19 protein-coding genes are annotated in these 22,903 nt (G+C 60.3%); 15 read left to right on the forward strand and 4 right to left on the reverse strand.

All coding sequences use genetic code 11. The annotated features are described in order from the left end of the window. Positions 1-233: 233 nt before the first annotated feature. The 4 genes from rpsD (at position 234) to dsbD (ending at position 4,568) form a co-directional block, all read left to right on the forward strand. Entirely contained in the window at positions 234-857 is a 624-nt protein-coding gene (rpsD, locus tag K0F86_RS20710; protein WP_010394478.1) for a 30S ribosomal protein S4, read from the forward strand. Between the two features lie 102 nt (positions 858-959). Beyond that, on the forward strand, positions 960-1,937 hold the full coding sequence (locus K0F86_RS20715) for a DNA-directed RNA polymerase subunit alpha (RefSeq protein ID WP_008444343.1): 978 nt from the start codon (positions 960-962) through the stop codon (positions 1,935-1,937). A gap of 133 nt (positions 1,938-2,070) precedes the next feature. Further along, the gene (gene rplQ, locus K0F86_RS20720) at positions 2,071-2,463 is read left to right on the forward strand and encodes a 50S ribosomal protein L17 (protein ID WP_010394482.1); all 393 of its coding nucleotides are present in this window, start codon (positions 2,071-2,073) and stop codon (positions 2,461-2,463) included. A gap of 158 nt (positions 2,464-2,621) precedes the next feature. Continuing rightward, the gene (gene dsbD, locus K0F86_RS20725; protein ID WP_257572271.1) at positions 2,622-4,568 is read left to right on the forward strand and encodes a protein-disulfide reductase DsbD; all 1,947 of its coding nucleotides are present in this window, start codon (positions 2,622-2,624) and stop codon (positions 4,566-4,568) included. An 87-nt stretch (positions 4,569-4,655) separates the two neighbouring features. Here dsbD and K0F86_RS20730 read toward each other — a convergent pair whose 3' ends face one another. Next, positions 4,656-5,189, reverse strand: a complete 534-nt coding sequence (locus K0F86_RS20730; protein ID WP_219136098.1) for a Spy/CpxP family protein refolding chaperone — start codon at positions 5,187-5,189, stop codon at positions 4,656-4,658. A 187-nt stretch (positions 5,190-5,376) separates the two neighbouring features. On the opposite strand from K0F86_RS20730, the gene K0F86_RS20735 reads away from it, so the two are divergent. The 5 genes from K0F86_RS20735 (at position 5,377) to K0F86_RS20755 (ending at position 12,998) form a co-directional block, all read left to right on the forward strand. After that, positions 5,377-6,105, forward strand: coding sequence for a response regulator (locus K0F86_RS20735; protein ID WP_034753223.1), 729 nt, complete (start codon positions 5,377-5,379; stop codon positions 6,103-6,105). Beyond that, positions 6,102-7,460 (forward strand): ATP-binding protein, encoded by a 1,359-nt coding sequence (locus K0F86_RS20740; protein ID WP_219136099.1) that lies wholly within the window; start codon positions 6,102-6,104, stop codon positions 7,458-7,460. The genes K0F86_RS20735 and K0F86_RS20740 overlap by 4 nt, the downstream gene beginning before the upstream one ends. An 87-nt stretch (positions 7,461-7,547) precedes the next feature. Further along, positions 7,548-8,717 carry an efflux RND transporter periplasmic adaptor subunit gene (locus K0F86_RS20745; protein WP_219136100.1) on the forward strand — a complete coding sequence of 390 codons (1,170 nt, stop codon included), beginning with the start codon at positions 7,548-7,550 and terminating at the stop codon, positions 8,715-8,717. Continuing rightward, positions 8,714-11,824: an efflux RND transporter permease subunit gene (locus K0F86_RS20750; protein ID WP_219136101.1), complete on the forward strand. Its 3,111-nt coding sequence runs from the start codon at positions 8,714-8,716 to the stop codon at positions 11,822-11,824. Before K0F86_RS20745 ends, K0F86_RS20750 begins: the two co-directional genes overlap by 4 nt. A gap of 259 nt (positions 11,825-12,083) precedes the next feature. Further along, positions 12,084-12,998 (forward strand): hypothetical protein, encoded by a 915-nt coding sequence (locus K0F86_RS20755; protein WP_257572274.1) that lies wholly within the window; start codon positions 12,084-12,086, stop codon positions 12,996-12,998. 70 nt (positions 12,999-13,068) lie between these two features. On the opposite strand, the gene yihA is transcribed toward K0F86_RS20755, so the two are convergent. Further along, positions 13,069-13,806, reverse strand: a complete 738-nt coding sequence (yihA, locus tag K0F86_RS20760; RefSeq protein ID WP_219136102.1) for a ribosome biogenesis GTP-binding protein YihA/YsxC — start codon at positions 13,804-13,806, stop codon at positions 13,069-13,071. 186 nt (positions 13,807-13,992) lie between these two features. Here yihA and K0F86_RS20765 point away from each other — a divergent pair, with 186 nt between their 5' ends. The 5 genes from K0F86_RS20765 to K0F86_RS20785 all read left to right on the forward strand — a co-directional run bounded on the left by K0F86_RS20765 (position 13,993) and on the right by K0F86_RS20785 (position 19,875). Beyond that, positions 13,993-14,664, forward strand: a complete 672-nt coding sequence (locus K0F86_RS20765; protein WP_219136103.1) for a cytochrome c — start codon at positions 13,993-13,995, stop codon at positions 14,662-14,664. 185 nt (positions 14,665-14,849) lie between these two features. Then, positions 14,850-16,946, forward strand: a complete 2,097-nt coding sequence (locus tag K0F86_RS20770) for a cytochrome c biogenesis protein ResB (protein ID WP_219136104.1) — start codon at positions 14,850-14,852, stop codon at positions 16,944-16,946. A gap of 64 nt (positions 16,947-17,010) precedes the next feature. Next, positions 17,011-18,162: a c-type cytochrome biogenesis protein CcsB gene (ccsB, locus tag K0F86_RS20775; protein ID WP_219136222.1), complete on the forward strand. Its 1,152-nt coding sequence runs from the start codon at positions 17,011-17,013 to the stop codon at positions 18,160-18,162. Between the two features lie 72 nt (positions 18,163-18,234). Then, positions 18,235-19,212, forward strand: coding sequence for a protein-methionine-sulfoxide reductase catalytic subunit MsrP (msrP, locus tag K0F86_RS20780; RefSeq protein WP_219136105.1), 978 nt, complete (start codon positions 18,235-18,237; stop codon positions 19,210-19,212). Between the two features lie 9 nt (positions 19,213-19,221). Further along, positions 19,222-19,875 (forward strand): sulfite oxidase heme-binding subunit YedZ, encoded by a 654-nt coding sequence (locus K0F86_RS20785; RefSeq protein ID WP_219136106.1) that lies wholly within the window; start codon positions 19,222-19,224, stop codon positions 19,873-19,875. Here the strand turns inward: K0F86_RS20785 and K0F86_RS20790 are convergent. Beyond that, a complete protein-coding gene (locus K0F86_RS20790; RefSeq protein ID WP_219136107.1) occupies positions 19,872-20,054 on the reverse strand; it encodes a lipoprotein in 183 nt (60 codons plus the stop codon). The two genes, K0F86_RS20785 and K0F86_RS20790, sit on opposite strands and share 4 nt — an antisense overlap. 40 nt (positions 20,055-20,094) lie before the next feature. Between K0F86_RS20790 and cyaY the strand changes: the two genes are divergently transcribed. Further along, entirely contained in the window at positions 20,095-20,424 is a 330-nt protein-coding gene (cyaY, locus tag K0F86_RS20795; RefSeq protein ID WP_219136108.1) for an iron donor protein CyaY, read from the forward strand. Positions 20,425-20,552: 128 nt separating this feature from the next. Here cyaY and K0F86_RS20800 read toward each other — a convergent pair whose 3' ends face one another. After that, positions 20,553-22,898 (reverse strand): penicillin-binding protein 1A, encoded by a 2,346-nt coding sequence (locus K0F86_RS20800; RefSeq protein ID WP_219136109.1) that lies wholly within the window; start codon positions 22,896-22,898, stop codon positions 20,553-20,555. Between the last annotated feature and the right edge of the window lie 5 nt (positions 22,899-22,903).

The raw sequence follows: 22,903 nt of genomic DNA on the forward strand, positions 1-22,903 counted from the left end.
CGGCGCCAGCTGCTTTTCTGTCTGTTGTTTTAGTACAGTTATGTGAAATCGCTGGAGCAGGGAGCCGGAAACGGTTATACTGCCCGGCTGTTCTTGCCTGTCAAATTCCATTTGGCGGGTTTTTCGTTTTCAGCCACCGTCTGATTGAAGCTGAGTCAGACTAGCGCCTAACCGCAGCAGCGTGTTTGATCATGCATGTGGCTGGGGCGTTATCATTAATAAAAGGAAGCATCGTGGCACGTTATATCGGACCTAAAGCAAAACTCTCCCGCCGTGAAGGTACTGACCTGTTCCTGAAGAGCGCACGTCGCTCGCTCGACAGCAAGTGCAAACTGGACGTCAAACCAGGCCAGCACGGTGTCAAATCCGGCGCCCGCACCTCGGACTACGGTAACCAACTGCGCGAAAAGCAAAAAGTAAAACGCATGTACGGCGTGCTGGAACGTCAATTCCGCCGCTACTTCGCTGAAGCGGACCGTCGTAAAGGCAACACCGGCGAAACGCTGTTGAAGTTGCTGGAAACGCGTCTGGACAACGTTTGCTACCGCATGGGCTTTGGTTCGACCCGCGCTGAAGCGCGTCAATTGGTCAGCCACAAAGCGTTCACCGTGAACGGTATCGTTGTGAACATCGCTTCGTACGCGGTTAAAGTTGGCGACATCGTTGCTGTTCGTGAAAAATCGAAAAAGCAAGTGCGTATCGTTGAAGCACTGTCGCTGGCTGAACAAGTTGGCATGCCTAGCTGGGTTTCGGTTGATGCCAAGAAAATGGAAGGCACCTTCAAGTCCCTGCCAGAGCGTAACGAAATCGCTAACGACGTCAACGAATCGCTGATCGTCGAGCTGTACTCGCGTTAATAGTAGTTAGCACCATCACCGCCCACTCGATCGAGTGGGCGTTTTACTAATGCCATCAGCCTTATCGGTGTAATGAGCCGAGGGTATTGAAAAGGACATTTCATGCAAAACAGTTTGTTGAAGCCACGTATTATCGATGTTGAAGCTCTCGGTGCAGGTCACGCCAAAGTCGTGATGGAACCGTTCGAGCGCGGCTATGGCCACACATTGGGTAACGCGTTGCGCCGCGTCTTGCTGTCGTCGATGGTAGGCTACGCGCCGACCGAAGTGACGATCGCCGGCGTCGTCCACGAATATTCCTCCCTCGATGGCGTGCAAGAAGACGTCGTCGATCTGTTGCTGAACTTGAAGGGTGTGGTTTTCAAAGTCCACAACCGCGATTCGGTAACCCTGACCCTGAAAAAAGAAGGCGAAGGCGCGATCCTGGCCTCCGACATCGACCTGCCGCATGACGTCGAACTGATCAACCCTGACCACGTGATCGCCCACCTGACCGCTGGTGGCAAGCTGGACATGCAGATCAAGGTTGAAAAAGGCCGCGGCTACGTTCCTGGTAACGTGCGTCGCCTGTCGGAAGACACGAACAAAACCATCGGCCGCATCATCCTGGACGCGTCGTTCTCGCCAGTGCGCCGTGTATCGTACTTCGTTGAATCGGCTCGCGTTGAGCAACGTACCGACCTGGACAAGCTGATCATCAACATCGAAACCAACGGCGTGATCTCGCCGGAAGAAGCGATCCGCCAGTCGGCCCGCGTCCTGGTGGATCAGTTGAATGTGTTCGCTGCCCTGGAAGGCACGGAAGCTGCCGCTGAAGCGCCATCGCGCGCTCCGCTGGTCGATCCTATCCTGTTGCGTCCAGTCGACGATCTGGAGTTGACCGTGCGTTCGGCGAACTGCCTGAAAGCGGAAAACATCTACTACATCGGCGACCTGATCCAACGTTCGGAAAACGAACTGCTGAAAACGCCAAATCTGGGCCGCAAGTCCCTGAACGAAATCAAGGAAGTGCTGGCATCGCGCGGCTTGACCTTGGGCATGAAGCTGGAAAACTGGCCGCCTGCAGGCCTGGAAAAGTAATTCGTAGTTGTAGCAAACTGCCTGGGACAGGTGTCCCAGGCTTTTATTTTGAAGCGCCAAACCGGCCCGCGATGTTGCACTAGCTTCATCGATCGAAGAGCTGGAATTTAAACACTCACCGAAAGGATTTATCATGCGTCACGGTCACGGCCTCCGTAAACTGAATCGTACCTCGTCCCACCGTCTGGCAATGCTGCGCAACATGACAGTATCGCTGCTGCGTCACGAAGCGATCAAAACCACCCTGCCAAAAGCAAAAGAACTGCGCCGCGTTGTCGAGCCAATTCTGACCTTGGGCAAAACTGACTGCCTGGCAAACAAGCGTCTGGCCTTCAACCGCCTGCGCGATCGTGAAATGGTCTTGAAGCTGTTCGCTGAACTGGGCCCACGTTACGCTAACCGTAACGGCGGCTATGTGCGTATCCTGAAAATGGGTTTCCGCGTAGGCGATAACGCTCCTATGGCGTTCGTTGAACTGATGGATCGTCCAGATACGACCGAAGCAGTTGAAATCGCTGGCGAGTAATCCCGGCAGTTGCATCTGAGAAAGCCAGGCCTAGCCTGGCTTTTTTGTTTTCTGCTGCAGTCATTCTTACCGCAGTGTACTATTCTCCTTTCGCGCCGGCCCGGCACAAGCGCTGCCTGCTCCGCGCGTCCACTGTCGAATGGTCGAAAAGGTAGTTCATGTCCCGTTTCCTCTCCAGCGCCACCGCGCGCGCCGCGCCACGCCATCCTTTGCTCACTTGGTTTGCTGCCTGTTTCTTCCTGTTGATCGCCGTTTTTGGCGCCGGCCATGCCCGTGCCGACGATGAATTCCTCGATCCCGAACTGGCGTTCAAATTTTCCGCCCGCATGCAGGATCCGTCCACCATCGCCGTCACCTATGTGATTGCCGATGGTTACTATATGTACCATGAGCGCTTCAAGTTCGAGGCCGTGGGCGCCAAGCTGGGCACGCCCGTGTATCCGGCTGGCAAGGTCAAGTTTGACGACACCTTCCAGAAAAATGTGGAAACGTTCCGCAAGACGCTGACCATCACCATTCCCGTGCAGGCCGCTGGCGCGTTCACCCTGAAAGCGACGGGACAGGGCTGTTCCGACAAGGGCCTGTGCTATGCGCCGCAGGATGCCACGGCCCAGCTGGTGGGCGGTGGCGGCGGCCAGAGCATGGCGCCGGGCGGCGTGGCGTCGAAGTTTGCCTTGCCGGCCGCGCCGGCAGTCGACATGGCGGCCGTCAACGGCTCGCAGGCGCAGGCGTCGCCTGGCGTATCCGTGCTGAGCGTTCCCCTGGCCGATATCACCAGCATGCCCGAGCCGGTAGCGGCGGTTCCTGTGGCGGCAGGCCCGGCGCCCGCGCAAAACGAGCTGGGCAAGATCGAATCGGCCCTGAAGGGCGGCAAGCTGCTCGTCATCGTGCCCCTGTTCATGTTGCTGGGCCTGGGCCTGGCGTTCACCCCATGCGTGCTGCCGATGGTGCCGATTTTGTCGTCGATCATCATCGGCGATGGCGCCAAGGTCAGCCGTTCGCGCGGCTTGCTGTTGTCGCTGACGTACGCGCTGGGCATGGCCATCGTCTACACGGCGCTGGGCGTGGCGGCGGGCCTGGCGGGCGAAGGCCTGGCGGCCAAGCTCCAAAATCCGTGGGTGCTGGGCTTTTTCGCCTTGCTGATGGCGGGCCTGGCCCTGTCGATGTTCGGCTTGTATGAGCTGCAAGTGCCGGCTTTCCTGCAAGGCAAGCTGACGTCCGTGTCGAACCAGCAATCGTCAGGCCGCCTGGCGGGCGTATTCGTCATGGGCGCCATTTCCGCCCTGATCGTCGGGCCATGCGTGGCCGCGCCGCTGGCCGGCGCCTTGCTGTACATCAGCCAGACGCGCGACGTCGTCATCGGCGGCAGCGCGCTGTTCGCCATGGCGGTGGGCATGAGCGTGCCCTTGCTGTTGGTGGGTGTATCGGCCGGCACCTTGCTGCCGCGTGCCGGTGCCTGGATGGATGCCGTCAAGCGCTTCTTTGGCGTGCTGCAACTGGGCGTGGCCTGGTGGCTGGTCTCGCCCGTGCTGCCTGGCGCCGTGCAAATGCTGGGCTGGACGGTGCTGTTCGTCGGTTACGGCATGTATCTGCTGGTGGGCAAGAGCGGCGCGCAGCACGCCTGGGTGGCCAAGGCCTTCGGCCTGGTGTTTGCCGTGCTGGGTGCGATGCAACTGGTGGGCGTGGCCAGCGGCGGCCGCGATCCGCTGGCGCCGTTGGCGCACCTGGGCGGTGGCCAGGTGCACGCGCAATCGTTTACGCGTGTAAAAACCGTGGCGCAGCTCGATGCGGCGTTGGCGCAGCTGGGTGGCAAGCCGGCCTTGCTGGACTTTTATGCGGACTGGTGCGTGTCGTGCATCGAGATGGAAAAACTGACCTTCGTCGATCCCGCCGTGCGCGAGAAGATGGGGCAAGCCGTGCTGCTGCAAGTGGACGTGACGGCCAACGATGCGGACGACAAGGCCATGCTGAAGCGTTTCCAGCTGTTCGGCCCGCCAAGCATCATCATGTTCAACCCGCAAGGGCAGGAGATCGCCCAGTCGCGCGTGATCGGTTTCCAGAATGCATCGACGTTCCTGACTTCCTTGCGCAAGCTGGAGGAGTAGGTCGGGTTAGCCCGGGAGGGCGTAACCCGACACCACCGTACACGTCAACAAAGTTGTCGGATTACGCGGCGTTGCCGCTAATCCGACCTACCCTGCTTTCGGATGCTGCTCCATGCCATGGTGGCCACCACGATGGCCGCCGTGCTTGCCGCCAGGCACGCTGTCATCAAATACTTTCTTTTGCTCCGGCGTCAGCACGGCATAGAAGGTCTTCAGCGAGGCCAGGCGACTTTCCTGGCTGGCGATGCGTTCCTTCGACATGGCGATCCATTGTTCCATGCGCTCCGGCGCCGACAGCTTGGCCATCGCTTCGTGCTTGGCCTTCCAGTCGCCCATCGGTTTTTTCGGCGCGTTGGCGGCCGTGAAAGTGGCCCAGGCCGGTTCCTGCGCGGCTGTCAGCTTCAGCTTGTCGTGCAGGCGGACCTGGTACTTGGCCATGCGTTCGGCAGGGTTGCCACCGCGGTGCTGGCCGCGCTGGCCTTCATGTTGCATTTTGGTGCTGGCGGCAGGCGCGCTGGCGGCCGCTTCCTGGGCGTGGACGGTCAGCGATGCCGCACCCATGCCGAGTACGCTCATGGCGATGATCAAATTCTTGCGCAAGGTTGTCATTGAGGCGTTCATCTGGATTCCTTTGTAAAAGATGAGGGATGTACATGTTGCTGCACATGAATCCATGGTGGACTCTCCATGTTTCCCCGAAGTGTCCGCTGTCAGACAGTTTGTATCTATATGTTTCTTCGGGTCTCCTATATACAAGACGATACAAATGCGCTGTGCAAGGGCGGGGGAAGTGGGGATAATTCGTACCATGGAACCCACTTCTACAATTCTCATCGTCGACGATGACCGCGATATCCGCAGCTTGCTGGCGGACTACCTGGAAACGAACGCCTATCGCACCCTGGGCGCGGCGGATGGCACGGCCATGTGGAAAATTCTCGATGAAACGCGGCCCGACCTGATCGTGCTCGATTTGAACCTGCCTGGCGACGATGGCCTGACCTTGTGCCGCAAGCTGCGTGCCCAATCGACCGTGCCGGTGATCATGTTGACGGCGCGCAATGAGCCGCTGGACCGTATCCTGGGCCTGGAAATGGGCGCCGACGATTATTTGCCGAAACCGTTCGAGCCGCGCGAATTGCTGGCGCGCATACGCAGCGTGCTGCGCCGCAGCCATGCCATGCCTTCGAACGTGCCATCGGACAAGGCGCAGCAAATCCGCTTTTCCGGCTGGACCCTGGACCTCACGGCGCGCCACCTGCTCAATCCCAGCGGTCTGGTGATCATGCTGTCGGGCGCCGAGTTCCGCTTGCTGCGCGTGTTCCTGGAACACCCGAACCGCGTGCTCAACCGCGACCAGTTGCTGAACCTGACGCAGGGGCGCGACGCCGACCCGTTCGACCGCTCGATCGATATCCAGATCAGCCGCTTGCGGCAAAAGCTCGGTGAAGATGCCCGTTTGCCGCAAATCATCAAGACCGTGCGCAACGGCGGCTACGTGCTGGCCGGGCAAGTCAACGTGGAGCCGCACGCGTGAAGGCCTTCCTGGGATCGATGACGGGCAGGGTCTTCATGTTTCTGCTGATCGGCATCGTCGCTTCGGCCGCGCTGACGCAGTGGCTGGCCGTGGGCGAACGCCAGCGCGCCATCGAGCAGTACCGCGACTATCACGCCGTCGAGCGGGCCGAGCAGCTGGTGATGGCGGCCGACGTGGTGCCGCTGGCCTCGCGCGCCGCCTACCTGAAGGTGGCCAACAAGGGCAGCGTGCGCCTGGAATTGCGTCCCGACACGGAACATAAGCCCGGTACGCCGACGGAATTTTCCAGCGCCCTGCAAGCCAAGCTGGGCGAGGGTTTCAAGGTCAGCGCGCTGGCCGAACGCCCGGCCGCCTGCATCAATCCACGCCAGTCGCCGGGCATGTTCGGCGCCAAGCCTTGGGGCGGTACCTGCGAAAACCTCGACGTGCGCATGCAGGATGGCCACGTGCTGCGCCTGATGGTCTTGCCGCCGCGCCAGCAGCCACCGTTCAATGAACACAATGACTGGATGACCCTGCTGCCTTTCCTGATCAGCATCGCCATCCTCGCTTACCTGGTCACGCGCATGACCATGCGTCCGCTCAAGCAGCTGGCGCAGGCGGCGAAAGACCTGGGCAACGACATCAACCATCCGCCGCTGACCCTGTCGGGCGCCAGCGAGATCCGCCAGGCCAGCGCCGCCTTCAATGCCATGCAGGCGCGCATCCGCCAGCATATTTCCCAGCGTACACAAATGCTGGCCGCCATTACGCACGACTTGCAGACGCCGCTGACGCGCTTGCGCCTGCGCCTGGAAAAGGTGGCCGATACGGAATTATATGACCGCCTGGTGGGCGACCTGTCTGCCATGCAGAGCATGGTCAAGGAAGGGCTGGACCTGGCCCGCTCGATGGATAGCACGGAAGCGATGCAGGCGCTCGATCTCGACTCCCTGCTCGACAGCGTTTGCTCCGACGCGGCCGATGCCGGCCAGAACGTGACCCTGGCCGGGCAGGCCAGCATGGCCTTGATGGGCCGGCCCATCGCCATGCGGCGTTGCCTGGTGAACTTGATCGACAATGCCGTCAAATATGGCCAGTACGCGCAAGTGACGGTCGAGCGCATCGCCGGTGCGGCGCGCATCCGCATCCGCGACGGCGGACCGGGTATTGCGCCAGATCAGCTGGCCAAAGTGTTCGAACCGTTTTATCGTATTGAGACCTCGCGTTCGCGCGAATCGGGTGGCACGGGCCTGGGCCTGACCATCGCGCGCAACATCGCCGAGCAGCATGGCGCCACGGTTTCACTGCTTAATCATGTCGACGGTGGACTGGAAGTCACCCTGATCGTGCCAGAGTATTACGCGGGAAAGTGAGCATTTCCGTGCGACAATATTGTGCTTTACGCCCCCTGGCAACTACCTTCAACCTGCAGCCCTGCGCTGCAACAGCGTGACAGAACAATGAAAAAGACTAGCCTGGCAATCCTCGTGGGTGCGGCCCTGTGTATCGGTGGCGGCATCTGGTATTTCAATCAGGCAGGCAAAGCGGCCGGTGGGCAGGATGGCAAAGGGGGCAAGGGCGGACAGGGACCAACCACGGTGAGCGTGGTCGCGCCGCTGCGACAGGATGTGCCGATGCTGCTGCAAGCCAATGGCAGCGTGACACCCATCAGCAGCGTCGACCTGCATCCACAGACGACCAGTACGATCACCAAGGTGCACATCCGCGAAGGCCAGTTCGTCAAACAGGGTGAACTGATGTTTACGCTGGACGCCCGCAGCGAGCACGCGAATGTCGACAAGGCGCAGGCGCAAGTCTTGCGTGACCGCGCCTCGGTGCTGGACCTCGAACGCCAGCTCAAACGCAGCCAGGATTTGCTGAGCAAGAACTTCATCGCCCAGGGCGCCGTGGATACTTTGCAAAGCCAGCTCGACGCGGCACGCGCCTTGCTGGCCGCCGACCAGGCCGCCTTGCGCGCCGCCCAGGTCGACTCCAGCTACACCGTCCTGCGCGCGCCGCAGGGTGGCCGCGTGGGCGCCATCAATGTGTACGCGGGCAGCCTGGTGCAGCCGACTACTTCGCTCACCAGCATCACCCAGCTCGACCCGATCGATGTGGTCTTCACCTTGCCGGAAAGCAGTCTGTCGGGCTTGCTGGCGGCGCAGAAGGCGGGCGAGGTGGCGGTCAAGGCACTGCTGGCCGATGCGGGCGGCAAGCAGCTCGACGGTAAACTGAGTTTCATCGACAATGCCGTCGATCCCGCCACGGGTGTGATCAAGGTCAAGGCCCGTTTCAACAATGGCGGTACCGACCTGTGGCCTGGCCAGTATGTGAATACGCAGTTGACGGTGCGCACGCTCAAGGATGCGCTGGTCATCCCGCAAAACGCCATCATCACCAATACCACGGGCATCTTCGTGTATTCGATGGAAGCCGATAATACGGCCAAGGTGCGCAAGATTGCCCGCGTGTATGCGTTCGGCCCGAATGCCGTCGTCACCGGATTGACCGGCGACGAAAAAGTCATCGTCGACGGCAAGCAGAACCTGCGTCCGGGCGGCAAGGTGCGCCTGGCGGAAAAACACAAGGCCGCCGATGGCGCCGCCGCACCGCAGGGCAAGCCAGCATGAACCTGTCCGAACTGAGCATCCGCCGCCCCGTCATGGTGGTGCTGCTGTCCCTCTCCATCATCCTGGCCGGCGTGCTGGCGTATGGCCACATTCCCGTGGCGGCCTTGCCAAGCTATAACACGCCCGTCATCAACGTCAGCGCCGACCTGGCCGGCGCCAGCCCCGAGACCATGGCGTCCTCCGTGGCCTTGCCGCTGGAAAAGCAGTTTTCCACGATTGCCGGCCTGAGCCTGATCACCTCGACGAGTACCCTGGGCAATACGTCGCTGACCCTGGAATTTGACGCCAGCATCAATGTCAACGAGGCCGCCGTCGACGTGCAGGCGGCGCTGCTGCGCGCGCAGCGCCAGTTGCCGACGGAAATGACGGACTTGCCGTCCTACCGCAAAGTCAATCCGGCCGATGCGCCCGTGCTGTTTATCCAGATGACGTCGCCATCGCTGAACTTGTCGGATCTGAATGATTATGCGGAGAACCTGATCGCGCCCAGCCTGTCGACCTTGCCAGGCGTGGCCCAGGTCAGCGTGAATGGCCAGAAACGCTTCGCCGTGCGCGTGCGCGCCCGTGCCGACCTGATGAACGCGCGCAACCTGACGATGGACGAGCTGGCCCAGGCCCTGCGCGCCTCGAACACGAATTCGCCGCTGGGCATCCTCGACGGCCCCAGCCAGACCTTGACCATCCAGGGCAATCCGCAGATGATGAAGGCGGCCGATTTTGCCGAACTCATCGTCGCCACGCGCAATGGCCAGCCCGTGCGGCTGAAGGAAGTGGCCGAGGTGGAAGACAGTTTCCAATCGACCAAGACGGCCGGCAGTTTCAATGGCGAGCGCTCGATCACCTTGCTGGTGCAGCGCCAACCGGATGCGAACACGGTGCAAGTGGTCGATGCCGTGCGCAAACTTTTACCGGGTTTCAAGGCGCAATTGCCCGCTTCCATCCAGATCAGCCTGGTCAACGACCGTTCCGTCTCGATCCGCGAAGCCATTCACGACGTCAACCTGACCCTGGCCCTGACGGTGATTCTGGTGGTGCTGGTGATCTTTTTGTTCCTGCACCGCGCGGCGGCCACCTTCATTCCGGCCGTCACCATGCCCATTTCCCTGCTCGGCGCGCTGGCCCTGCTGTACTGGCTCGGCTACAGCCTCGACAACATTTCCCTGCTGGGCATTACCCTGGCCGTGGGCCTGGTGGTCGACGATGCCATCGTGGTGCTGGAAAACATCGTGCGGCATATCGAGATGGGCAAGAAACCGATCCAGGCGGCCCTCGTGGGCGCCAAGGAAATGGGTTTCACCATCATCTCGATTTCCGTCTCGCTGGTGGCCGTGTTCATCCCCATCTTCTTCATGCCGGGCGTGATCGGCTTGCTGTTCCACGAGTTCGCCGTCGTCGTCTCGCTGTCCATCCTCGTCTCGGCCATCGTGTCGCTGACCCTGGTGCCGATGCTGGCCAGCCGCTTCCTGCCGGCCGATACACGCGAACACAATGACAGCGACCCGAGCCATGGCGAGAAAACGTTCATCGGCCGCCACTTCGAGGCGGGGTTCACGAAATTGCGCAACGGATATGTGCATCTGCTCGACAAGGCCCTGGCGCACCGCAACGTGGTGCTATTCGTTGCCGTGTGTACCTTTGCGCTGACGGTGCTGCTGTACGCGACCATTCCGAAGGGTTTCTTTCCCGAGGAAGACCTGGGCCAGATCCAGGTGAATACGGAAGCGTCGGAGGATATTTCCTCTGCTGCATTGCAGGACTTGCAAGCGCGCGTGGCGGCCGTGCTCAAGGCGGACCCCAGCGTGCAGGATGTGACGTCGTTCGTCGGTGGCGGCAACACGGGCCGCATGTTCATGGTATTAAAACCGCGCAGCGAACGGCCGAAAATGCCCGTGGTGCTGGAAAACCTGCGCCGCGCGACGAGCGCCGTGCCCGGCATGGCCGTGTATTTCCGTCCCGTGCAAAACTTGCAACTGGGCGGGCGCCAGAGCAAGAGCCGCTACCAGTACACCTTGCAAAGCGTCAGCCCCGATGCCTTGAATGACTGGGCGGAAAAGTTTATTGCTGGCATGCGCGCCGATCCCGCGTTCCGCGACGTCACCAGCGATTCGCAGATCAAGGGCTTGCAGGCGTCCCTGCGGATCGACCGCGACAAGGCCAATCTGCTGGGCGTGCAAATGTCCGATATCCGCACGGCCCTGTACAGCGCCTTTGGCGAGCGGCAAGTGTCGACCATCTATTCGTCGGCGGCCAGCTATTACGTGATCCTGGAAGCGGCCACGGCGGATCGCCAGTATGACGATGCGCTCACGCGCGTGTCCGTGCGCAGCAAGTCGGGCGAGTTGGTGAAACTGTCGAGTATTGCCTACGTGGAACGCACGATTGGCCCCACGTCCGTCAATCACCAGGGGCAGTTGCAGGCCGTGACGATCTCCTTCAACCTGGCGCCGGACGTGCCGCTGGGTGTTGCCACGGGCAAGATCGATGTGATGGGCAAGGAAATGAGCTTGCCGGCCTCCATCATCACGCGCTACGGTGGCGATGCGGCCGTGTTCCAGGATTCGCAGGCTAGCCAGATCATCCTCATCATCGCCGCGCTGGCCGTGATCTATGTGCTGCTCGGCGTGCTGTATGAAAGCTATATCCACCCGTTGACCATCCTGGCCGGCTTGCCGTCGGCGGCCGTGGGGGCGCTGTTGACCTTGCGCCTGTTCGGCATGGACCTGACGATGATCGCCATCATCGGCATTTTGATGCTGATCGGTATCGTCAAGAAAAACGCCATCATGATGATCGACTTTGCCCTGCATGCGCAGCGCAACGAGGGCATGAGCCCGCCTGAAGCCATCCGCCAGGCCTGCATCCTGCGTTTCCGCCCCATCATGATGACATCGGCGGCGGCCCTGATGGGGGCCTTGCCCATCGCCCTGGGCCTGGGCGCCGGCGCCGAGCTGCGCCAGCCGCTGGGCCTGGCCGTGGTCGGCGGATTGCTGTTTTCGCAAGTGATTACCCTGTTCATCACGCCCGTCATCTATTTGTTCCTGGATAAGTACAGCGGCACGGGGCCGGTGACGGACGAGCAACTGGTGGCACTCGACAAGCAGGCTTGAGCGCTTGCATTACCTGTTGACCCGTGACCGGCGTCCCATTCCTGCGTGAATGGGGCGCCGGTTTTGTATGGGCAGTGATACATACGGTAACAACCGTCAAGGGACGGCTCGGGTACTCTGGTTAGCGCTGCAAGGAATGCAGCTATCCTGTACGCTTCGGATTGGCAAGGCCGAGGAAGTGTTCCCAAAAGCAAGGGACTCTGGCACTATGGCTGCCCTGTAATGTTATTTCTTCGCTACACAGAAAGCACGATTCATTTTGCATGACACGACCCATTTGTTGGCTGCCGATTCCGATGTTTGCCCCACCTGCGGGCAAGTGATCCAGCCACTACCGGCCTACGGGTCCAGGACCAGCACCACGCGCAAGGTTGCGCTCGGCGTGTCCGTCTTGCTGCACGTGCTGCTGGCGGCGTATGTTCTGTTGCGCAGCGACAAGATAGAAAAGATTCCGCCGCCGAAGAAGGAAAGCGCGATGGTCTACATCGCGCCGCTGAAGGACAAGCCGCAACCGAAGCCGCAGCCGCAGCCGAAACCCACGCCCAAGCCGAAGGACACGAAAGTGGCCAAGGTGAAACCGCCGCCGGCACCGAGCAAGCGCGTGGTGACCAAGGACGTGCCGCGCGACAAGCCGAAACTGGAAACCTTCACGCCGCCACTGGTATCGAAAGTGCCGTTGCCGCCGCCACCGGCCGAAGACATGAGTTCGATGATCGAGCAGCGCCGCAAGCAGCGCGAGGCGCAGAACCCCGCGCCGCCGGCCGAGGAAAGCGAGAACGACCGCGCCATGCGCGTGGCCAAGGCGAATATCGCCGGCGCGCAGGGCCGCAATTCGGGCAGCGACCGCGAGGATTCGGGTGGCGTGTTTTCCATCGTCAACCAGACCTCGTTCAGCGCCGAAGTCAAGTTCAAGGGCTGGAACGGCAACTTCAAGCGCAATTGGCTGAAGCAGGAAAAAGTCGAACTGGGCAATGAACCCGATATCGAATCGGCCATCATCAAGAAGATGATCCAGTTGATCCGTGCCGAAAAACCGGGCGACTTCGTCTGGGAATCGCGGCGCCTGGGGCGTAACGTCAACCTCAGCGCCCGCGTGGAAGATACGGCCGAGCTGACTGCCTTCCTGCGTCAGGAATTCTTTTCGGAGAAGCGGCCAGGGCCGGGACGGCGTTAAACGCTCAGCGCAATCAAAAAAGGCTGCACCGTGTGAACGGGCAGCCTTTTTTACGTAGCGTTGATCTCGATCAAGCCGGTTTGTCGGACTCCGGCTCGACGTCGTCTTCCATGTCGATCAGTTCGACCATCTGGGCCGCGCTATCTTCGCTGATGCCGGCCAGTTCCATGATCTTGTCATTGGCTTCGTCGATGCCGACTCTTTTCAAGGCCGAGAACAGTTGCACGGTGAACGGGAAGCCGACGCCGTCTTCATCGACATAGCTGTCGAGCTTGGCTTTCGCCTGGCGCAGCGCGTTGACCGATTCATTGCGGTTCAGCTTATCGACTTTGGTCAGGATGCAGTGGATCGGTTTACCCGTGGGGGCGAACCATTCCAGCATCTGGACGTCCAGGTCGGTGAACGGACGGCGCGAATCCATGATCAGGACCAGGCCCGCCAATTGCTCGCGGCGCTGCACGTAGTCGCCCAGCAGGCGCTGCCAGTGCAATTTGGCCGAGCCCGAGACTTCCGCGTAGCCGTAGCCCGGCAAGTCGACCAGCAGGCATTCGATCTCTTCGACGATGGTGGCATCCTTGCGATGCTGCGCCACGTGGGCGCCGCCGATGGAGAAGTAGTTGATGTGCTGGGTACGGCCAGGTGTCTTGGAGGCGAACGCCAAGCCTTTCTGATTACACAAGATGTTGATGGCGGTCGATTTACCGGCATTGGAGCGGCCGGCAAAAGCGATTTCCGGCACCGTGGTATCGGGCAGGTCACGCAATTGGTTGACGGTCGTAAAGAAGCGGGCTTGCCAGAGTTTTGACATGGGAGTAGTAAAGCAACAAAATGGAGCGATAAGGGAGCGATAACGCCAAGAAGCTATTGTACAATAAGGGATTGTTAATTGTTGCCGGCGTAGCAGCGATGCGGCTTGCGGCCCTGAAAATAAATCAAAAATCTCAGGAGCGCGGCAATGTCCACCACTAATTTCTCACTGTCTCAGGGTGCCTGAATGAATCGTGCGTTTTCACCGTTGTTCAAATCCATGCTGCTCGCTTTGCTGGCTGTATCGGCAACTGCCTCCGCGGTCGAAGCACCGAAACCGGCCATCAAGGCTGACGCCGCCAAGGGCGCTACCCTGTACGCCGACGGCGATGCGACGCGCGGCTTGCCTGCCTGCGTATCGTGCCATGGCGCGGCCGGCAACTCGACCATCACGGTCAATCCGAAGCTGGCCGGCCAGCACGAAAGCTATATCTACAAGCAACTGGTCGACTTCACCACGCCGGAGCGCAACCAGCCCGTCATGACGACGTACGCGAAGATGCTCAGCGACGCCGACAAGAAGAATATCGCCGCCTACCTGGGCGCGCAGCTGTCCAAGCCGGGCGCCGCGAAAAACAAGGATACGATTGACCTGGGCAAGAAAATCTACCGTGGTGGTATTGCTTCCAAGCAAGTTGCTGCCTGTGCCAGCTGTCATGGCGCGACGGGCAATGGCATTCCCGTCCAGTATCCGCGCATCGCCGGTCAGCACCAGGACTACACGGTGGCCCAGCTGACCATGTTCCGCAGCACCAAGGCGGATGCCCGCAAGAACAGCGCGCAAATGCACACCATCGCCGCCCGCATGTCGGATGACGAGATTGCCGCCGTGGCCGACTATATCGCCGGCCTGAAGTAAGTTTTCATAGTGGCAAGAGATTGCCAGGCGCAGCAGTGCGCATGAACCAGGGCGGCCTTTTCAACAGGCTGCCCTTTTTTATGGCAGGGGCCAAACAGGAGTATGCTGCCGCCTTGCGCGGAGAAACACTCTGCTCCATGCCTACATTTTCTTGAAGATTGCATATCCCGTATGAGTATCCACGTATGAGCACAGGCACGACCGGAATCGAGTTAAAGACCCAACGCCGCAGCCTGGCTGAATTCGTCGAGCTGGTCTCGTCGATGCGCTTTGCCATCAGCCTGCTGACCCTGATCGCCGTGGCGTCCATCATCGGCACCGTGCTCAAGCAGAACGAGCCCATGCCCAACTATGTGAACCAGTTTGGTCCATTCTGGTTTGCCGTCTTCGACAAGCTGAGCCTGTATTCCGTGTATTCGGCCTGGTGGTTCCTGGTGATCATGGGTTTCCTCGTCGCCTCGACCTCGCTGTGCATCGTGCGCAATGCGCCGAAGATGCTCAAGGATATGCGCAGCTGGCGCGACAATGTGCGCGAGCAATCGTTGCGCAATTTCCATCACAAGATGGAATGGCAGGCGCCGCTGCCGCGCGCCGTGCTGGCACAGCAGATGGTGATGCGCCTGAAAGACAGCGGCTATGCGGCCAAGGTGGTCGAGAAGGACAACGCCACCCTGGTGGCGGCCAAGCGCGGCGCGGCCAATAAATGGGGCTATATCTTTGCCCACGGCGCCATCGTCATCATTTGCGTGGGCGGCTTGCTCGATTCGGAAATGCCGATACGCGTACAACAATGGTTCTTTGGCAAGACGCCGTTTTCCGGCAGCGGCGTGATCGCCGACATTCCCGCCCAGCACCGGCTGAGCCTGTCGAACCCCACTTTCCGCGGCAATACCATGATCCCGGAAGGTTCGTCGAGCAACACGGCCATCATTCCCCAGGCCGATGGCGTGCTGATCCAGGATCTGCCCATCACGATTTTGCTGAAGAAATTCCACATCGATTTCTACAGCACGGGCATGCCCAAGCTGTTCGCCAGCGATGTCGTCATCACCGACCATGTGACGGGAGAAAGTTTTCCTGCCACCATCAAAGTCAACCAGCCGCTGCTGTACAAGGGCCTGGCCCTGTACCAGTCCAGCTTTGAGGATGGCGGCAGCAAGCTCAAGTTGACGGGTTTTCCCATGACGGGCAAGACGACGAAACGCTTCGATATCGGCGGCGAAGTGGGCGGCAGCACGCCGCTTGAGCGCAGCGATGGCAATTCCTACACGGTGGAATGGTCGGGTTTCCGTCCCTTCAACGTGGAAAACCTCAGCGCCGGCCAGGATGTGCGCGCCGTCAGCAAGGCGGAAAGTTTCAACGATAAATTTGCCGTCGGCCTCGATAAACGCCTCGGTTCGGCCGCGAAGAACGCGCATAACAAGGATCTCAAGAACGTGGGCCCCTCGGTGCAATACAAATTGCGCGACAAGACGGGCCAGGCGCGCGAGTACCAGAATTACATGCAGCCTGTCACCGTGGATGGCACGACGGTGTTCCTGGCCGGCATGCGCGTCAATCCCAGCGACCCGTTCAGCTATCTGCGCATTCCCGTCGATGACAATTACAGCGTGACGGAATGGATGCGCTTGCGTGCCGCGCTGCAAGATCCGGCGCTGCGCCAGCAGGCCGCCGCGCGCTATGCGGCGCGCGCCATGCCGCAGGCGAACGCGGAAGCCCTGCGCGGCCAGCTGCAGGAATCGGCGGCGAAAAGCCTGGGCATCTTTGCCGGCAATGGGCAAGAGGGCGGTTTCCTGGCCATTTCGCGTTTCCTGGAGAAAATTCCTGCCGCCGAGCAAGAAAAAGCGGCCGACATCTTCATGAAAATCTTGAATGGCAGCCTGTGGGACTTGTGGCAGGCGGCGCGCGCGCAGGATGGCTTGAAGGCCATCGAGGCCGATGACAAGCACGGCCGCTTCCTGCAACTGGCCACGAATGCGCTGTCCGACAGCTTCTTCTATGGCGCGCCCGTGTATCTGCAGCTCGACGAGTTCACGGAAATCAAGGCGTCCGTGCTGCAAGTGACGCGTTCGCCGGGCAAGAGCGTGGTCTACCTCGGTTGCCTGTTCCTCGTGATCGGCGTGTTTTCCATGTTTTATATCCGCGAGCGCCGCCTGTGGGTGTGGATCAAGGATGGCGAAGGCGGCAGCGTAGCCCTGATGGCCATGAGCACGCAACGCAAGACGCTGGATTTTGAAAAAGAATTTGAGACTTTGAAGGCAAAGCTGCCGCAATCGGCGTAAGCTGCGCTGAGTTGGATTGGCTGAGTTTCGGGACGCTTGCGCGTCGCCGGGAATGGAGAAAATGATGGAATTGGCAAACAAGCAAATATATACGCAGGAACCAGGATTTTTCAAGCGCCTGAGCCTGATCGATTGGCTGTATGGCGCCGGCTTGCTGGCGGCCTCCCTGTTCGGCCTGATGCGCTTTGGCGCCTTCATGGATATCTATGAAAAGGCCATCCTGCTGGCAGCGGCGCCCACGTTCGCGTGGCTGGGCTGGTACTGGAAGCCCGTGCGCTGGCTGATCCCGCTGGCGGCCGTGCTGTCGCTGTTTGCCATCGAGCTGTACTCGGGCCACCTGGAGATGGCGAACCAGAAATTCTTCCTCAAATACATCTTGTCGAGCCAGTCCGCCATCTTGTGGATGGGTACGCTTTTCGTGCTGTCGACCCTGTTCTACTGGATCGGCCTGGTGGCGCGCTCGGAATTTGGCTCGTCCGTCGGCTCCCTGCTGTGCTGGGCCGGCGTGGTGCTGGGTCTGACGGGCATGCTGGTGCGCTGGTACGAGTCTTACCTGATCGGCGCCGACGTGGGCCATATTCCCGTGTCGAACCTGTATGAAGTGTTCATCCTGTTTTCCTTGATCACGGCCATGTTCTACCTGTATTACGAGCAGCATTATGCGACGCGCCAGCTGGGCGCCTTCGTCATGCTGGTCATTTCGGCGGCCGTGGTGTTCCTGATGTGGTACACGGTCACGCGCGACGCGGCCGAAATCCAGCCGCTGGTGCCGGCCCTGCAAAGCTGGTGGATGAAGATCCACGTGCCCGCCAACTTCATCGGCTACGGTACCTTTGCCCTGTCGGCCATGGTGGCGGCCGCGTATCTGCTCAAATCGAGCGGCTACCTGGTCGACCGCCTGCCGTCGCTGGAAGTGCTCGACGACGTCATGTACAAGGCCATTTCCGTGGGCTTTGCTTTCTTCACGGTAGCGACCATCCTGGGCGCCCTGTGGGCGGCCGAAGCGTGGGGTGGCTACTGGTCGTGGGACCCGAAAGAAACGTGGGCGCTGATCGTCTGGCTCAACTATGCAGCCTGGCTGCACATGCGATTGATGACGGGCTTGCGCGGCCGCGTCGCTTCTTGGTGGGCGCTGGTGGGCTTGCTGGTGACGACGTTTGCCTTCTTGGGCGTCAACATGTTCCTTTCAGGCCTGCATTCTTACGGCAAACTTTAATGACAGAAGCGTCATGAACGGCCCGGAAAAACTGGTGTAAGGTATATCCAATCACCTTTTTCCGGAGCCGCCATGTTGATCAAGCGCAGTCCCAACGGCATCGAATTGCCGTATTCTTCCGAAATCACGCCGCGCGCCGTGTTTGAATCGCGCCGCAGCTTTATCAAGCAAATCGCCCTGGGCTCCGTGTCCAGTGCGGCCTTGCTGGAAATGGCCAGCCGCGAAGCGTTCGCGCAAGGCAGCAATCCCAAGCTGGCTGCCAAGCTCAATCCCGCCTATTCGGCGCTGGACAAGCAGACGGCCTATAAAGACGCCACCAGCTACAACAATTTCTACGAATTCGGCACGGACAAGAGCGACCCCGCGCAAAACGCGGGCACTTTGCGCACGCGGCCGTGGACGGTCAGCATCGAAGGCGAGGTCAAGAAACCCATGACCCTCGATCTCGACGCGCTGCTGAAACTGGCGCCACTGGAAGAGCGCGTCTACCGGCTGCGCTGCGTGGAAGGCTGGTCGATGGTGATTCCGTGGGTCGGTTATTCCTTCTCGGAAATCATCAAGAAGGTCGAGCCGACGGGCAATGCCAAGTACGTGGAATTCATCACCCTGGCCGACAAGAAGCAAATGCCGGGCGTGGGCGGCAGAGTGCTGCAGTGGCCGTATACGGAAGGCTTGCGCATCGACGAAGCGAACCATCCGCTGGCGCTGCTGACCCTGGGCATGTATGGCGAAACCTTGCCGAACCAGAATGGCGCGCCCGTGCGCATGGTCTTGCCGTGGAAATATGGTTTCAAGTCGGCCAAATCCATCGTCAAGATCCGTTTCGTCAAGGAACAGCCGCGCACCTCCTGGAACCTGTCGGCGCCGTCCGAATATGGTTTTTACTCGAATGTGAACCCGAACGTCGATCATCCGCGCTGGTCGCAAGCTTCCGAGCGGCGCATCGGTGAAGACGGCTTTCTCACGCGCAAGCGCAAGACCCTGATGTTCAATGGCTACAACGATGTCGCTTCCTTGTACACGGGCATGGATCTGAAGAAGTTCTTTTAAGGAAACACCATGGCCCTCAACCCCACGCCGAGACAATTGTCGCTATTCAAAAGCCTGGTTTTTCTGCTGGCGCTGCTGCCATTCGCGCGCATGGTCTGGCTGACGTACACGGGGCAACTGGTGGAGCCGCTGGAATTCATCACGCGCGGCACGGGCGACTGGACCCTGTATTTTATCTGCATCAGCCTGGCGGTGACGCCCTTGCGGCGTTTCACCCAATGGAATTGGCTGATCAAGCTGCGGCGCATGCTGGGCCTGTTCGCGTTTTTCTACGCGGCGCTGCACTTCACCACGTTTTTATGGTTCGATCACTTTTTCGATGTGCATGAAATGTGGAAGGATGTGCTCAAGCGGCCGTTCATCACGGTGGGTTTTATTGCCTTTGTCTTGCTCATTCCGCTGGCCGTGACGAGCACGAATGGCATGGTCAAGCGCCTCGGTGGCAAGCGCTGGCAGTGGCTGCACCGGCTGATCTATGTGATCGCGCCGCTGGGTATTTTGCACTTCTGGTGGATGAAGGCGGGCAAGCACAATTTCGCACAACCGATCCTGTTCGGCAGCATCGTCGCGCTACTGCTGTTAATGCGCGTGGTTTTCGCCTGGAGCAAGCGAGAGAAGAGCGCCAGGGCGGCGAAGACAGCCACCCCGGTGCGTTCCGTTTAGGTGACTGGCACGATCACGGGTGGCGGCGGCACGGGCGCCGGTTCGACCGGGCCTTTTGCCGGCGCGCCTTTGGCCGCGGGTGGCTTGGGCAGGTACAGGGCGCCGGGCTGGCCACAGCCGGCCAGGACGCTGGAAACCACAATGGCAATGCCGATATAAAACGCTGAGGATGACTTCACGATTAGAATCACGGTTTGATTAAGATCTTTGGAGTGTAGCATGAGCGAATCGGAATTCCTGGCCCTGGCCGAAGCCACCCTGACCCAGATCGCCGCGGCGCTGGACCGGCTGAACGATGAAGACGTGCTCGACGTCGAATGCAGCCGCAGCGGCAATGTGCTGGAAATCGAGTTCATCGACAACGGCACGAAAATCATCGTCAACAGCCAGGCCCCCATGCGCGAAATGTGGGTGGCCGCCCGTTCCGGCGGTTTTCATTACAAGCGCGTGGGCGATGAATGGCTCAACACGCGCGACGGCTCGGAACTGTTTGCCGCCTTGTCCAGCATGGCCAGCGAGCAGGCGGGCGCGCCCGTCGTGCTGAAGTAATTAGCTCATCGAGACGTAGGTCGGATTAGCGGCGAAGCCGCGTAATCCGACACTACCCGGGCGCTAACAATGTTGTCGGATTACGCGCTTGCGCGCTAATCCGACCTACCCGACTTACGACATTGCCATTAGAAGAGCTCGTTCTTGACGGCTTCCTTGGCTTTCTCTTCCTCCGGCGTGCCGCGCGCCGCGCCTTCCAGGCTGCCGACGCCCGTGCCCGGTGGATTTTCCGCATAGTAATACTCGTCACCCACGCGTATCAGGCCTTCCGGTACGGCGCGTTCCTCGACGGGAATGCTTTTCAATGCCTTCGCCATGTAGTTGATCCAGATCGGCAAGGCCAGGCCGCCGCCCGTTTCCCGATTGCCCAGGTTGCGCGGCTGGTCGTAGCCGATCCAGGCGATGCCCACCAGCTTGGCCTGGTAACCGGCGAACCAGGCGTCGATGGAATCGTTGGTGGTACCCGTCTTGCCGGCCAGGTCAGGGCGCTTCAAGGCCATGGCCTTGTTCGCCGTGCCGAAGCGTACGACATCGTTGAGCATGCTGTTCATCATGAAGGCATTGCGCTCGTCGATGACGCGGTTGGCTTCCTCGCCCGCCAGGTCCGGCTTGGCTTGCGACAGGATATTGCCATCGCTATCGGTCACCTTGGCGATCAGATACGGGTTGATCTTGTAGCCGCCATTGGCGAACACGGCGTAGGCGCCCGCCATCTGCAGCGGCGTCACGTTGCCGGCGCCCAGGGCCAGGGTCAGGTAGGGCGGGTTCTTGTCCGCATCAAAGCCGAAGCGCGTCGCGTATTCCTGGCCATACTTGGCGCCGATCTTGTGCAGGATGCGGATGGAAATCATGTTTTTCGATTTCATCAAGCCCTTGCGCATGGTCATCGGACCATCGTATTTGCTGTCGTAGTTTTTCGGTTCCCACGCCTGGCCGCCCGTCTGGCCCGCGTCGAACGAGATCGGCGCGTCGTTGATGATGGTGGCCGGCGACAGGCCCCGTTCCAGTGAAGCGGAATAGATGAAGGGCTTGAAGGCGGAACCGGGCTGGCGCCACGCCTGCGTGACGTGGTTGAACTTGTTGCGGTTGTAATCGAAGCCGCCCACCATGGCGCGGATGGCGCCGTCGGTGGTGCTGGCCGAGACGAACGCCGATTGCACTTCCGGCATCTGCGTCAGGACCCAGGCGTTGTTTTCTTGCATGACGCGGATCACGGCGCCGCGCTTGATGCGGCGGTTCGGCGCCGCTTTTTCCGACAGCCAGGCCGCGCCAAAGGTCAGGCCGGGGCCGGTAATGGTGATTTCCTCGCCGGCCGACGTGACTGCCTGCAACGATTTGGGCGATGCCTGCAGCACCATGGCGGCGATGATGTCGTCGCTGTCCGGGTGGTCGGCCAGCTCCGTCTCGATGGCGTCGTCCGCTTCGGCCTTGGTTTTCGGAATCTCGATATACGCTTCCGGGCCGCGGTAGCCGTGGCGTTTCTCGTAATCCATCACGCCCTTGCGCAAGGCGATGTAGGCGGCGTCCTGGTCGGCCTTGGTGATGGTGGTGTAGACGTTCAGGCCGCGCGTGTACGTGTCTTCCTTGAATTGCTCGTAGACCAGCTGGCGCGCCATTTCCGACACGTATTCCGCGTGCACGCCGAAGGCGCTGCTGTCGGTCTTCACTTTCAGCTCTTCATTTTTCGCTTCTTCGAACTGCGCCGGCGTGATGTAGCCCAGCTGCGCCATGCGCTGCAGAATGTATTGCTGGCGCATGCGCGCGCGTTTCGGATTGACGACGGGGTTGTAGGCCGACGGCGCCTTCGGCAAGCCGGCCAGCATGGCCGCTTCGGCGACGGTGAGATCCTGGATATTCTTGCCGAAATAGATTTGCGCGGCCGAGGCGAAGCCGTAGGCGCGCTGTCCCAGATAAATCTGGTTCATATACACTTCGAGGATCTGGTCCTTGCTGAGGTTTTTCTCGATCTTCCATGCCAGCAAGACTTCATACGCCTTGCGTTTCAAGGTCTGTTCGCTGGACAGGAAGAAATTGCGCGCCACCTGTTGCGTGATGGTCGAGGCGCCTTGCTTGGCGCCGCCCGTCAGGTTGTGCAGGGCCGCGCGCGTGATGCCCAGATAGTCGACGCCGCCATGTTCATAGAAACGGTCATCTTCGATGGCCAGTACGGCTTTCTTCATGACATCGGGAATATCCTTGATATGCACCATGTTGCGCCGTTCTTCGCCGAACTCGCCGATCAGCACACTGTCGGACGTGAACACGCGCAGCGGCATTTTTGGCTTGTAATCGGTCAAGGTATCGAGCGCCGGCAGGTTCGGATAGGCCATGGCCAGGCCAAAGACCACCAGCAAGACGCCGACGATGCCCAGGCCCAGCAGCGATACCAGTGCCATCAGCAGAAAACGTTTGGGTTTGCTGCCCTTGGTGGGCGGCTTCGAGCCAGCGGAGCCAGCGGAGTTTGAAGATGTCATGCGTC

It is taken from the genome of Janthinobacterium sp. UMAB-60 (assembly GCF_900095235.1).
In the GTDB taxonomy this organism is placed as follows: domain Bacteria; phylum Pseudomonadota; class Gammaproteobacteria; order Burkholderiales; family Burkholderiaceae_D; genus Janthinobacterium.

What these genes read in the sequence shown, in the direction of transcription:
- msrP (WP_219136105.1), top strand. Translation starts at nt 18,235, where the DNA reads ATGTTGATCAAGCGCAGTCCCAACGGCATCGAATTGCCGTATTCTTCC.
- yihA (WP_219136102.1), bottom strand. Translation starts at nt 13,806, where the DNA reads ATGTCAAAACTCTGGCAAGCCCGCTTCTTTACGACCGTCAACCAATTG.
- K0F86_RS20800 (WP_219136109.1), bottom strand. Translation starts at nt 22,898, where the DNA reads ATGACATCTTCAAACTCCGCTGGCTCCGCTGGCTCGAAGCCGCCCACC.
- dsbD (WP_257572271.1), top strand. Translation starts at nt 2,622, where the DNA reads ATGTCCCGTTTCCTCTCCAGCGCCACCGCGCGCGCCGCGCCACGCCAT.
- ccsB (WP_219136222.1), top strand. Translation starts at nt 17,011, where the DNA reads ATGGAATTGGCAAACAAGCAAATATATACGCAGGAACCAGGATTTTTC.
- K0F86_RS20735 (WP_034753223.1), top strand. Translation starts at nt 5,377, where the DNA reads ATGGAACCCACTTCTACAATTCTCATCGTCGACGATGACCGCGATATC.
- K0F86_RS20765 (WP_219136103.1), top strand. Translation starts at nt 13,993, where the DNA reads ATGAATCGTGCGTTTTCACCGTTGTTCAAATCCATGCTGCTCGCTTTG.
- K0F86_RS20730 (WP_219136098.1), bottom strand. Translation starts at nt 5,189, where the DNA reads ATGAACGCCTCAATGACAACCTTGCGCAAGAATTTGATCATCGCCATG.
- K0F86_RS20785 (WP_219136106.1), top strand. Translation starts at nt 19,222, where the DNA reads ATGGCCCTCAACCCCACGCCGAGACAATTGTCGCTATTCAAAAGCCTG.
- K0F86_RS20745 (WP_219136100.1), top strand. Translation starts at nt 7,548, where the DNA reads ATGAAAAAGACTAGCCTGGCAATCCTCGTGGGTGCGGCCCTGTGTATC.
- K0F86_RS20715 (WP_008444343.1), top strand. Translation starts at nt 960, where the DNA reads ATGCAAAACAGTTTGTTGAAGCCACGTATTATCGATGTTGAAGCTCTC.
- cyaY (WP_219136108.1), top strand. Translation starts at nt 20,095, where the DNA reads ATGAGCGAATCGGAATTCCTGGCCCTGGCCGAAGCCACCCTGACCCAG.
- K0F86_RS20770 (WP_219136104.1), top strand. Translation starts at nt 14,850, where the DNA reads ATGAGCACAGGCACGACCGGAATCGAGTTAAAGACCCAACGCCGCAGC.
- K0F86_RS20750 (WP_219136101.1), top strand. Translation starts at nt 8,714, where the DNA reads ATGAACCTGTCCGAACTGAGCATCCGCCGCCCCGTCATGGTGGTGCTG.
- rplQ (WP_010394482.1), top strand. Translation starts at nt 2,071, where the DNA reads ATGCGTCACGGTCACGGCCTCCGTAAACTGAATCGTACCTCGTCCCAC.